This is a genomic window from Hydrogenophaga sp. LT287 (genome assembly GCF_055702805.1).
The window spans coordinates 19,052-29,652 of record NZ_JBVPZC010000032.1; the positions used below are offsets into that span (position 1 = coordinate 19,052).

Here is a 10,601-nt window from a genome sequence, read left to right on the forward strand (position 1 = left end):
ACCACTCGCACCGCCCATAGGGGTGACGGCGCGGGGAAAACTACTCGAACCGCACCCGCGGAGCCACCGCGCACAGCAGCTCGTAAGAGATGGTGCCCGCCGCCGCCGCCACCTCGTCCACCGGCAACACCGCGCCCGACGCGCTCACGCCCCACAACACCACCTCGGTGCCCACGCCGCAAGGCACGCCCAGGGCGTCCAGCGGCGCCAGGTCGACGGTGATCATGTCCATGCTGACGCGACCCACCACACGGGTGCGCACCCCGGCCACCAGCACCGGTGTGCCGTTGGGCGCGTGGCGCGGGTAGCCGTCTGCATAGCCGCAGGCCACCACGCCAATGCGTTGTGGCCGCTCGGCGGTGAAGGCCGAGCCGTAGCCCACGGTGTCGCCCGTCTGCAGTTGCTGCACCGCAATCAACCGGCTGGACAAGGTCATGGCGGGCTGCAGTCCCCAGTCGGCGGCGGTGCGCTGGGGATGGTCGGGCGCGCTGCCGTAGGTGGCAATGCCTGAGCGGACCCAGTCCGCGCTCAGGGTTTCGGTGGCGGGCGCGCCCGGGTCCACCCGCAGCGCTTGGCGGGCAAAGCGCAGCATGGCCGCGCTGTTGCACAGGGTGCGCTCGCCCGGCAGGTCGGCGGTGGCGGCTTCAAAGGCCGCCACCTGGTGGGCCACACCGCGCGGGCCGTCGGCGTCGCTGAAGTGGGTCATGAGCGAAATTTCTTCCACCTGCGGCAGCGCGTTGAGCCGCGCCCAGGCGGCGCGAAAGGCGGTGGGCGTGAAGCCCAGGCGGTTCATGCCGCTGTTGAGCTTGAGGAACACGCGATGGGGCAGCTGCGTTTTGTGCGCTGCCAGCCAGTCAATCTGTTCGCTGCAGTGCACCGTGTGCCACAGGTGCAGGCGCGAACACAGCTCCAGGTCGCGCGGCTCAAACACGCCTTCGAGCAAAAGAATGGGCCCGCGCCAGTCGAGCGCCCGGATGCGTTCGGCCTCGGCCAGGTCGAGCAGGGCAAAGCCGTCGGCGCTGCGCAGGGCGTCAAACGTGCGCTCAATGCCATGGCCGTAGGCGTTGGCCTTGACCACCGCCCAGACCCGCGCGTCAGGCGCGCAGTCGCGGGCACGCTGCAGGTTGTGGCGCAAAGCGTCGGGGTGCACGGTGGCGAGGATCGGACGGGGCATGGCAGTCGGCAAAAAAGCGGGCAGCAACCAAAGGGCAAGGGCCTGCGGCCAGGGGGGCCGCGGCACCGGTTGTTTACAGACGCTCACAAGTGGCGTGCTATAACCCGGCATCCTTGGAGACCCGCTGACTTTCGCATAAAAAAGCCGCATCAGGCCACCCCACCAGCGTCCCCTGGCGTGGCCCGGCGTACAAAATCATCCCCATGAAGCGCGGCTTCTACACCATCATGACGGCGCAGTTTTTCAGCTCTCTGGCTGACAACGCGCTGTTCGTGGCCGCCATTGAACTGCTGCGCACGCGCGGCGCACCCGAATGGCAGAGCGCGGCGCTGGTGCCGCTGTTTGCGCTGTTTTATGTGGTATTAGCGCCTTTTGTGGGCGCTTTTGCCGACGCCAGACCCAAAGGCCAGGTCATGTTCATCAGCAACGCCATCAAGGTGGTGGGCTGTCTGATGATGCTGGTGGGTGTGCACCCCCTGTTGGCCTACACCCTGGTGGGCCTGGGTGCGGCGGCCTATTCGCCGGCCAAATACGGCATCTTGACCGAGCTGCTGCCGCCGTCGCAATTGGTCAAGGCCAACGGCTGGATCGAAGGCTTGACGATCGCTTCCATCATCCTGGGTGTGCTGCTGGGTGGTCAGCTGGTGGGGCCGTGGCTGTCCGGCTTGTTGCTGTCCATTGACATTCCTGGTGTGGACACCGGCATCGACAGCGCAGCCAAGGCGGCCATTGGGGTGCTGGTGCTGGTGTATGTGGTGGCGTCGGTTTTCAACCTGCGCATACCGCTGACCGGCGTGACGCCGCGGCCCATGCCCAAGAACCCGCTGGCCCTGCTGCCCGACTTCTGGCGCTGCAACAGCCGCCTGTGGCGCGACCGCCTGGGCCAGATTTCGTTGGCCACGACCACCCTGTTCTGGGGCGTTTCGGGCAACCTGCGCTACATCGTGCTGGCCTGGGCCGGCGCCGCGCTGGGCTACAGCACCACACAGGCCTCCAGCCTGGTGGGCGTGGTGGCACTGGGCACGGCGGTGGGTGCGGTGGTGGCCTCGATGCGCATGAAGCTCGACCAGGCCACCCGCGTGATGCCACTGGGCATCGCCATGGGGTTGTTGGTGATCTTGATGAACTTCATCGACAACGTGTGGGTGGCCGCACCGTTCCTGGTGCTGCTCGGTGGCCTGGGCGGTTTTTTGGTGGTGCCCATGAACGCACTGCTGCAGCACCGCGGCCACAACCTGATGGGCGCAGGCCGCTCCATTGCGGTGCAAAACTTCAACGAACAGGCCTGCATCTTGATTTTGGGCGCGATGTACAGCTTCTCCACCGCCGCAGGCTGGTCGGCGTTCATGGCCATCACCGCCTTTGGCGTGCTGGTGGCCGGCTTTATGTGGGTCATCGCCCTGTGGCACCGCCACAACCAGCGTGCGCACCCGCACGAGCTGGAGCGCCTGCTGGAAATCGCCCGCCGGGACGACTTGCACGGGTAGATCGGCTCCCCCCGCGCCGCGCCTAAGGGCGCGTCACCCCCCCAGGGGGCGGCACTGGCGGCCTGGCAAAGCCAGTTCCGCGGTGCCCTGGGCTCAACTCCCCTTCCGAAGCGAAATGCTTTCACGCAGGATGCGGTGGAACCGGCTTTGCCGGGCCACTCGCATCGCCCCCTGGGGGGGGAGACGCGCCCTTAGGCGCGGCGCGGGGGGAAACTCAAAAACTTATATTGGTTTTCTCAAAGCCATCCAGGCTCACCAGCCGGTGCTGGGCCAGCACTTTGTAGAGATCGGCCTCGCCGACCGAGCGCGACAGGTAGGCGTCGCTGCCGGCCAGGCCGGCTTTCATGCGGTCCATGCTGCCCGCCGTGGGCGCAAACATGATCACCACCGGCGCCTGGCCGTTGGCCAGCTTGCGCTGTTTGGTGTTGCGGCACACCTGGTAGGCATCGGGTTCGCCGTTGAGCCGGTCGATGACCACCAGCCGGTACGGATGGGCTTTGAGCATGACCAGCGCTTGGGCCGCTTCGCGCGACCAGTCGATCGACAGGCCGTAGCGCTTGAAGCGCTTGTGCAAAATGCGCCCTTCCACCAGGCTTTCGGCCACCAGCAGCACGTCGCCGCGCTGCACCTCGGGCACCGGGGCTTTGCTGGCGCTGAGCTGGGAGCGGGGTGAGCGCGAGTTTTTGCTGCTGCGCGAAGGCGCCGGCGCTGAAGGCGGGGCGGGCAGTTCGTCCAGCCCCCCAAAGTCGGTCAGGCGCATCACACCCGGGCGCGCGGACCTGCCGGATACGGCGGGGACCATGGGCGCACCGACGCGGCGAACGGGTGCCTGTGCTAGTGCAGGGGCTGCGGGCGCATCCCCTCCCGTGGGCCGTTTTGGCGCAGGCGCCCCGGCAGCGCTGCTTCGCGTCATGGGCCGGGTGGGCGGGAATTCAGACTCGGCGGCTTTGCGCCGCCCCGTCACGGCCGGGACCATGGGCGCCGGAACGCTCTCAGAAAACGGCTGGGTCGCAGGAAAATTGCGGTCTTCGCCCGCACGCGAGCGCTTGAGGGCGGGTTCGGCCGCCGCCAGCTGGCCACTGGCCCGGCGCATGCTGGCATCCAGCCCCTGGGTTTGTGAGGCCTGAAAAGGCTGCGTGGCGGCGAACTTGGCCGACGCCGCCGCGGGCTTGCGGGCCGGCGCCGCCGGGCTGACCCCAACAATGGCGTCCAGCGCCGCCAGCACCGACACCAGCTTCACCGGCTTGCGCTGTAGCGGCCAGCCGGTGCCCCCGTCGCTGTTACCCAGCAGCAGCACTTTGCCCGGCAATTCGGCGTAGCGCACCAGGTGCAGGGCCTGGGTGTTGTCGGCGTTAACGATCAGGATTTGCGCGTCCATGACTTCGTCTTGCACCAGGTACCCGGGCGGGCGACGGGCGGCCAGCCGAAAAAACGACTCGAAGGTTGACGACTCATTTTGGGCAAAACCCACCAAAGCCACTGTGTACGAACCGCCCATGTAGACACCCTGAAATAAAAGCCAGACGCCGTTTTGAGCTGAGTATGCCCGCGAACGGTGCATACCCCCCACACCACCTGCCGCTGGGCAGGGCCGCTGTGACGGATTGCGCGCCCCAGCCCACATGCCGCCACAATCGCGCCATTCGTCACCACCCAGGAGTTTTCATGAGCAGCATTTACGACTTTGACGCCCAATCCATCGACGGCAAACCGGTCTCACTTGAGCAATTCCGCGGCAAAACCTTGCTGATCGTGAACACCGCCAGCGCCTGTGGCTTCACACCCCAGTTTGGCGGGCTGGAAAAATTGCACCAGAGCTACGGCGCACGCGGTCTGGTGGTGCTGGGCTTTCCCTGCAACCAGTTTGGCAGCCAGGACCCGGGCAGCAACGAAGAAATTGGGGCTTTTTGCCAGAAAAACTTTGGCGTGAGCTTTCCCATGATGAGCAAAATCGACGTCAACGGCGCCGAGGCCCACCCGCTCTACCAGTGGCTCAGCGCCGAAGCCCCCGGCCTGCTGGGCAGCAAGGCCATCAAGTGGAACTTCACCAAGTTTCTGGTGGGCAAAGACGGGCGGGTGCTCAAACGCTACGCACCCCAGGACGCGCCCGACAAGCTGGCCAAGGACATCGAGGCCGCCCTGACAGCCTGATTTCAGCGTTCGAATTCCGTGTTGAGCACCACCGTGCTGGTGGTGCGCAGCACGCCCGCAATGGCCTTGATGGCGTACAGCACATCTTCCAGCGCCCGCGCGTTGGCGCAGCGCACCTTGACGAGCGAGTCGTGCTCGCCGGCCACGCTGTGCACCTCCACCACTTCGGGCAGTTCCCGCAGGCGCTCGGCAATGTCGCGGCAGTGGGCGCCGCCGTCGTTGCGAATGGCCACAAAAGCCGTCAGGTGAAGGCCCAGCGCCTCGGGCACCACCCGGATCGAAAAGCGCTCAATCACGCCCCGCTCCACCATTTTTCGCACGCGCTCGTGCACGGCAGCGGTCGACATGCCCACTTCGGAAGCCACATCAGCGTACGAACGGCGGCTATCCGAGGCCAAGGCCGTAAGAATTCTCCTGTCAAGGTCGTCTGTCTGGAAATTGTCTTGCATTGGGTGCATTCTTCGGATAAATTCGGCTCCGCCAACTCGGCTCCGCCAACTCGGCACCGAACATTTTCCGTCTTGAGACCCGAAATGCCAATCATTTTCCGCTTGCCTGGCGCCAGAGATGCCCGCATCAAGCTGATCACCGCGCTGCTGATCGTCTACATCGTCTGGGGCACGACCTACAACGCGCTGAACCTGGCCATGCAGTCGATGCCGCCGCTGCTGATGAACGGCACCCGCTTTGTCGCTGCGGGCGCCATCATGCTCGCCATTGCGCGCTGGCAGCGCCTGCCCTGGCCCACCGGTGCGCAGTGGCGGCACTCGGCCCTGATCGGCGGCCTCATGGTCTGCGGTGCCATGGGCATGGTGGTGATGGCGCAGAAGATGGGCATTGGCTCGGGCTTGATGGCCACCGTGGTCACCACCATGCCCATGTGGCTGGCGCTGTGGACCCGCTGGGGCGGCGAAGCTGTGCCCGTGACGAGCTGGATCGGGCTGGCGCTTGGCGTGGCCGGTGCGGCCGTGCTGGCGCTGGAAGGTGACTTTTCAGCCACCTGGCTGGGCGCCCTGCTGGCTTTCGGCGCGCCGCTGCTCTGGAGCATCGGCTCTTACGCCTCGCGCAAGCTGGACCTGCCCGCGCCCGCCATGGCCTCGGCTGCGCAGTGGCTGCTGGGTGGCCTGATGGGCACCGCCGCCGCCGCGCTGCTGGAGCCCGCTGCCCAGACCTGGAGCCCGGCGCAGTTGAGCCTGACATCGGCCCTGGCCTGGGGCTACCTGGTGGTCATGGGCACGCTGGTCACGCTCAACGCGTATTTGTGGCTGCTCAAAAACACATCGGCCGCGCTGGCGGGCAGCTATTCGTTCGTCAACCCCGGGGTGGCGCTGTGGGTGGGTGTGGCCCTGGGCGGTGAGGTGCTGACCGGTCAGGTCTTCATCGCCCTGCCGCTGATCTTGCTGGCGCTGGGCTTCATTGCCTACGGCCAGCCGGTGTGGCGCTGGTTACAGCCGCGCCTGCGCCCGGGCGGGTTGCGCGGCGCATGACGCGCGGCAGGTTCAGAGGCTGAGCGTTTTGGGCGTGTCCGAGCAGCGCCTCAAAAAACGTGCCCGGTCCAGGCGCAAAGCACAGCCATGGCTCGGGCTATGGCGCGCATTGGTAACGCCGAGCGGGTGTGTTTTGGGGTGGTGAGCGGGCGCGAATGAGAGACGCTCAGCCTCTCAGACCCAGCGCAGCAGCAGCCCCGCCACCAGCGGCAACGCCAGCGCGCTGAACAGCGCGCTCAAACCCATGGCCAGGCCGGCGAAGGCGCCCATTTCTTCGCTCACCTGAAACGCGCGTGCGGTGCCGATGCCGTGGGCGGCCGTGCCCAGCGCGAAGCCGCGCACGGTGGGGTCGGTGATGCGCAGGGCATCAAACAAAAAGCGGGCACTGGCCGCCCCCACAATGCCGGTGCTGACCACCAGCACGGCGGTGAGCGAAGGCAGGCCGCCAATCTTTTCGGCAATGCCCATGGCCACCGGCGTGGTGACCGACTTGGGCGCCAGCGATGCCAGCGTGGCCTTGGACGCACCCAGCGCCCAGCCCACACCGATGGCCGTGACCGTGGCGGCCAGCGTGCCCACCACCAGCGCACCCACCATGGGCAGCCACAGGCGCTTGAGGCGCGCGAGCTGTTCAAACAGCGGCACCGCCAGCGCCACCGTGGCCGGACCGAGCAAAAAGTGGACGAACTGCGCGCCCTCGAAATAGGTGGCGTAGGGCGTGCCCGTGGCCCACAGCAAAGTGCCCAGCGCCACCACGGCCATGGCCACCGGGTTGGCCAGCGGGTGAAAGCCGCTGCGCTGGTAGAGCATGAAAGCGGCCTGGTACACCAGCAGCGTCACGGTCAGGCCCAGCAGCGGCGTGGTGGCCAGGTAGACCCACACATCGGCCAGGCGCTCGGCCGCCGCAGGCAACACCGGGTTCATGGCTGTTCTCCATCCACCGCCTGGGGCGGGGGCGCCACGCGCTTCATGAGCCAGGCCATGGTAAGGGCGGCACTGGCCAGCCCCACCAGCGTGCTCAACACCAGCGCCACGCCGATGGCCAGCGCCTCGTCACCCAGGCGCTGCAGGTGCAGCATGACGCCCACACCCGCCGGCACAAACAGCAGCGACAGGTGTTGCAACAGCGTTTGCGCCGTGGGCTTGATGGCCTGCAGCCAGGCCGGGCGCAGCACCAGCACCAGCAACAACAGCGCCAAACCGACCACCGGGCCCGGCACAGGTGCGGCGAGCGCAAACACCAGCGCTTCGCCCAGCAACTGGAAAACAAGCAGGGTGGCGAGCGCGGGGATCATGCGGGCGAGCTTACCCCGCGAGCGCGTCGTCCAGAATTTCGACCCAATGCCGCACCGGCGTTTCGGTGCCGCTTTGCAGGTGGGTGATGCAACCGATGTTGGCGCTGGTGATCACGGCGGGCTTGAGCTCGTCCAGATGGCCGAGCTTGCGGTCGCGCAGCTGGTAAGACAGCTCGGGGTTGAGCACCGAATAGGTGCCGGCCGAGCCGCAACACAGGTGCGCCTCGTTTTTTGCCACCTGCACGGTGAAGCCCAGGGCCGCCAGGTGCGTTTCAACGCCACCCTTGAGCTGCTGACCGTGCTGCAATGTGCAAGGCGGGTGAAAACCGATCACCTTGTTGGCGTCGGGCTGGCCGGCCAGCTTGGGCTTGAGCACCGGCACCAGCGCAGGCAGCAGCTCGCTCAGGTCTCGGGTCAGTTCGCTGATGCGCGCCGCTTTGGCGGCATAGGTCGGGTCGTCGGCCAGGATGTGTCCGTATTCCTTCACCGTGACGCCGCAGCCCGAGGCGTTCATGACGATGGCCTCGACACCGTCTTCGATCACTGGCCACCAGGCGTCGATGTTGGCGCGCATCTCGCGCTTGCCGCCGTCCTGGTCGTTCAGGTGGAACTTGACCGCACCGCAGCAGCCGGCCTTGGGCGCGATGACGGCCTGGATGCCCGCCGCGTCGAGCACGCGCGCAGTGGCCGAGTTGATGTTGGGCATCATGGCCGGCTGCACGCAGCCCGCCAGTATGAGCACCTTGCGCGCATGCACGGTGGTGGGCCAGCGACCCGCGTCTTGCTTGGCGGGCACCTTGTTTTTCAGCGTGCCCGGCAGCAGACCGCGCACCATCTGGCCCATCTTCATGGCCGGGCCAAACAGCGGCGACGGCAGGCCTTCTTTGAGCAGCCAGCGCACCGCTTTTTCGCTCGCCGGGCGCGGCACCTTTTCGTCCACCAGCTTGCGGCCAATGTCGATCAGGTGGCCATAGTCCACCCCGCTGGGGCAGGTGGTTTCGCAGTTGCGGCAGGTGAGGCAGCGGTCCAGGTGCAGCTGGGTCTTGCGTGTGGGCTCGGCGCCCTCCAGCACCTGCTTCATCAAATAGATGCGCCCGCGCGGTCCGTCCAGCTCGTCGCCCAGCAGCTGGTACGTGGGGCAGGTGGCGGTGCAAAAGCCGCAGTGCACGCACTTGCGCAAAATCGCCTCGGCGGCGCGTCCATCGGCACGGGCCTGGTATTCGGGGGAGAGGTTGGTTTGCATGTGTGTTCAGCTCAAAAAACCTGGCGCCGGGCCACCCCGAGCCGGGTTAGCGCCCCCTCAGGGGGTCACCAACCATGCTCAGTGGCGGAGCATGGGGGCTTATGTTCTGCCGGGGTTGAAGATGCCTGCCGGGTCAAATTGCTCGCGCAGGCGCTGGGTGATGGTTTCAATGGCCGGCGTTTGGCGGCTGAAGCGGGGTACACCGGGCGCACCGTCGGCGCCCGCACGGAACAGGGTGGCGTGGCCGTTGACAGCCGCTGCGGCGCCGCGCAGTTCGGCCGCTGCGGACGCGGGCGCCCACAGCCAGCGCTGGGCGCCTTGCCATTCGATCAACTGGGCATAAGGCAACGCCAGCACCGGCGCGGTTTGCGGCAGCGACAGGCGCCACAGGCACAGGTCGGGGGCTGGCGGGGTGAAGAACGGCAAGGTCTGGTCGCGGCAGGCGGTCCAGTCGGCGCCGGCCTGGGCGTTGTCCATACGCTTGCCACCCGCTTCCTGGGCCATGCGGACGCAGGCCGCTTCCACGGCGGCCACCGCGCCGCGCAGGCGAACAAACAGCAGCTCGGGCGCGCCGGGCGCGGTGTCGTCGCGCACCCAACACGAGGCATTGATGGGCAAGGGTTGGCCGCCCCAGCGGTGCAGTTGCTCCAGGGCGCCGGCCTGGTTCAACTCAAACACCAGCGTGGCTTCGGCCGGGGCCACCGGCAGCACCTTCAGGCTCAGCTCGGCCAGCACACCCAGCGTGCCGAGCGAGCCGGCCATGACGCGGCTGACGTCGTAACCCGCCACGTTTTTCATGACCTGGCCACCAAAGGTGAGCAGCTCACCCCGGCCGTTGATGAACTGAGCGCCGAGCACGAAGTCTCGCACGCTGCCCACGCAGGCGCGGGCCGGGCCCGCGAGGCCGGCAGCCACCATGCCGCCCACCGTGCCACCGGCGCCAAAGCGCGGCGGCTCAAACGGAAAGCACTGGCCTTTTTCGGCCAACACCGCTTCCAGCTCGGCCAGCGGGGTGCCGGCGCGCACCGTCACCACCAGTTCGGTGGGCTCGAAGCTGACGATACCGGCCCAGTCGGCGGTAGACAGGGTATCGCCCACCGTAGGCTCGCCGTAGAAGGTCTTGGTGTCACCACCGGTGATGCGCATCGGCCGATTTGCCGCTCTCGCGGTCCGCACCTGTTCGATCAAGTGGTTGGGAAATTGGGAAAGTGTGGAAGACATGCACACATATTAAGAGCGGCAAGCCAACAGCAGAATGAGAATTCCTGTGGTCTTCTGTGCAAGTTTTTCAGCTGGGCAACAAGCACGCCTTCTATCAACACCCTTAACTCATATAAAATAATCTGCAGTATGCGACAAACTGCATTAATAAAATTCAAATTCGTGCTACGATCCGCCGCATGCTGAATGCAGAAATCTCAATCGACACTGTAACGGACCTCTTGCCGGGGTTCGCGTTCCGGGGCGCCATCACCGATGAGCCGCCCGGGCCGGTGCGTGTGGTGAACATGGCCAACGTGTTGATTCATTTCCAAAACTGGGCCATTTCGGGACGAGTTCACGTTGAAATCTGAGCCACGTTGCCGCTCTATCCTGCTGAATTTTTCAGCACGGAGGAGCAGGAGTGATCAACGTGAGCACATTGAGCAAGTTACGCCGCCTCGTGCTGAGGCAGGACGTGTCGGTGCGCGAGGCCAGCAGGCGCCTCGGTATCTCGCGCAACACAGCCACCAAGTGGCTCAAGGACGGCCAGATGGCCGAGCC

At 66.4% G+C, this 10,601-nt stretch carries 12 protein-coding genes; 5 read left to right on the plus strand and 7 right to left on the minus strand.

The annotated features are described in order from the left end of the window. Positions 1-40 precede the first annotated feature (40 nt). Positions 41-1,174, minus strand: a complete 1,134-nt coding sequence (gene alr, locus AC0GNR_RS17065; RefSeq protein WP_472902095.1) for an alanine racemase — start codon at positions 1,172-1,174, stop codon at positions 41-43. Positions 1,175-1,377: 203 nt separating this feature from the next. Between alr and lplT the strand changes: the two genes are divergently transcribed. Further along, positions 1,378-2,661, plus strand: coding sequence for a lysophospholipid transporter LplT (gene lplT / locus AC0GNR_RS17070; RefSeq protein WP_472902096.1), 1,284 nt, complete (start codon positions 1,378-1,380; stop codon positions 2,659-2,661). 214 nt (positions 2,662-2,875) lie between these two features. Here the strand turns inward: lplT and AC0GNR_RS17075 are convergent, their stop codons facing one another. Next, positions 2,876-4,159 carry a response regulator gene (locus tag AC0GNR_RS17075; protein WP_472902097.1) on the minus strand — a complete coding sequence of 428 codons (1,284 nt, stop codon included), beginning with the start codon at positions 4,157-4,159 and terminating at the stop codon, positions 2,876-2,878. Positions 4,160-4,326: 167 nt separating this feature from the next. Here AC0GNR_RS17075 and AC0GNR_RS17080 point away from each other — a divergent pair, with 167 nt between their 5' ends. Continuing rightward, on the plus strand, positions 4,327-4,812 hold the full coding sequence (locus AC0GNR_RS17080; protein WP_472902098.1) for a glutathione peroxidase: 486 nt from the start codon (positions 4,327-4,329) through the stop codon (positions 4,810-4,812). 2 nt (positions 4,813-4,814) lie between these two features. Here the strand turns inward: AC0GNR_RS17080 and AC0GNR_RS17085 are convergent, their stop codons facing one another. Beyond that, complete coding sequence (locus AC0GNR_RS17085; RefSeq protein ID WP_472902099.1) at positions 4,815-5,270, minus strand: Lrp/AsnC family transcriptional regulator; 456 nt, start codon at positions 5,268-5,270, stop codon at positions 4,815-4,817. A gap of 75 nt (positions 5,271-5,345) precedes the next feature. Between AC0GNR_RS17085 and AC0GNR_RS17090 the strand changes: the two genes are divergently transcribed. Then, a complete protein-coding gene (locus tag AC0GNR_RS17090) occupies positions 5,346-6,299 on the plus strand; it encodes an EamA family transporter (RefSeq protein WP_472902100.1) in 954 nt (317 codons plus the stop codon). 174 nt (positions 6,300-6,473) lie between these two features. On the opposite strand, the gene AC0GNR_RS17095 is transcribed toward AC0GNR_RS17090, so the two are convergent. From AC0GNR_RS17095 to glcE, 4 genes are all read right to left on the minus strand, one after another. Continuing rightward, positions 6,474-7,223, minus strand: a complete 750-nt coding sequence (locus AC0GNR_RS17095; RefSeq protein ID WP_472902101.1) for an LrgB family protein — start codon at positions 7,221-7,223, stop codon at positions 6,474-6,476. Further along, positions 7,220-7,594 (minus strand): CidA/LrgA family protein, encoded by a 375-nt coding sequence (locus AC0GNR_RS17100; RefSeq protein ID WP_472902102.1) that lies wholly within the window; start codon positions 7,592-7,594, stop codon positions 7,220-7,222. The genes AC0GNR_RS17095 and AC0GNR_RS17100 overlap by 4 nt, the downstream gene beginning before the upstream one ends. Before the next feature lie 10 nt (positions 7,595-7,604). Next, positions 7,605-8,837, minus strand: a complete 1,233-nt coding sequence (gene glcF, locus AC0GNR_RS17105) for a glycolate oxidase subunit GlcF (RefSeq protein ID WP_472902103.1) — start codon at positions 8,835-8,837, stop codon at positions 7,605-7,607. 99 nt (positions 8,838-8,936) lie between these two features. Then, positions 8,937-10,058, minus strand: a complete 1,122-nt coding sequence (glcE, locus tag AC0GNR_RS17110; RefSeq protein ID WP_472902104.1) for a glycolate oxidase subunit GlcE — start codon at positions 10,056-10,058, stop codon at positions 8,937-8,939. A gap of 179 nt (positions 10,059-10,237) precedes the next feature. Between glcE and AC0GNR_RS17115 the strand changes: the two genes are divergently transcribed. Then, the gene (locus AC0GNR_RS17115) at positions 10,238-10,411 is read left to right on the plus strand and encodes a hypothetical protein (protein ID WP_472902105.1); all 174 of its coding nucleotides are present in this window, start codon (positions 10,238-10,240) and stop codon (positions 10,409-10,411) included. 59 nt (positions 10,412-10,470) lie between these two features. Next, on the plus strand, positions 10,471-10,601 hold a 131-nt coding region (locus tag AC0GNR_RS17120), incomplete at its 3' end, for a helix-turn-helix domain-containing protein (protein WP_472901826.1).

Coding starts and splice junctions, on each gene's coding strand:
- AC0GNR_RS17115 (WP_472902105.1), top strand. CDS start 10,238: ATGCTGAATGCAGAAATCTCAATCGACACTGTAACGGACCTCTTGCCG.
- glcF (WP_472902103.1), bottom strand. CDS start 8,837: ATGCAAACCAACCTCTCCCCCGAATACCAGGCCCGTGCCGATGGACGC.
- AC0GNR_RS17100 (WP_472902102.1), bottom strand. CDS start 7,594: ATGATCCCCGCGCTCGCCACCCTGCTTGTTTTCCAGTTGCTGGGCGAA.
- lplT (WP_472902096.1), top strand. CDS start 1,378: ATGAAGCGCGGCTTCTACACCATCATGACGGCGCAGTTTTTCAGCTCT.
- AC0GNR_RS17085 (WP_472902099.1), bottom strand. CDS start 5,270: ATGCACCCAATGCAAGACAATTTCCAGACAGACGACCTTGACAGGAGA.
- AC0GNR_RS17090 (WP_472902100.1), top strand. CDS start 5,346: ATGCCAATCATTTTCCGCTTGCCTGGCGCCAGAGATGCCCGCATCAAG.
- AC0GNR_RS17095 (WP_472902101.1), bottom strand. CDS start 7,223: ATGAACCCGGTGTTGCCTGCGGCGGCCGAGCGCCTGGCCGATGTGTGG.
- AC0GNR_RS17080 (WP_472902098.1), top strand. CDS start 4,327: ATGAGCAGCATTTACGACTTTGACGCCCAATCCATCGACGGCAAACCG.
- AC0GNR_RS17075 (WP_472902097.1), bottom strand. CDS start 4,159: ATGGGCGGTTCGTACACAGTGGCTTTGGTGGGTTTTGCCCAAAATGAG.
- alr (WP_472902095.1), bottom strand. CDS start 1,174: ATGCCCCGTCCGATCCTCGCCACCGTGCACCCCGACGCTTTGCGCCAC.
- glcE (WP_472902104.1), bottom strand. CDS start 10,058: ATGTCTTCCACACTTTCCCAATTTCCCAACCACTTGATCGAACAGGTG.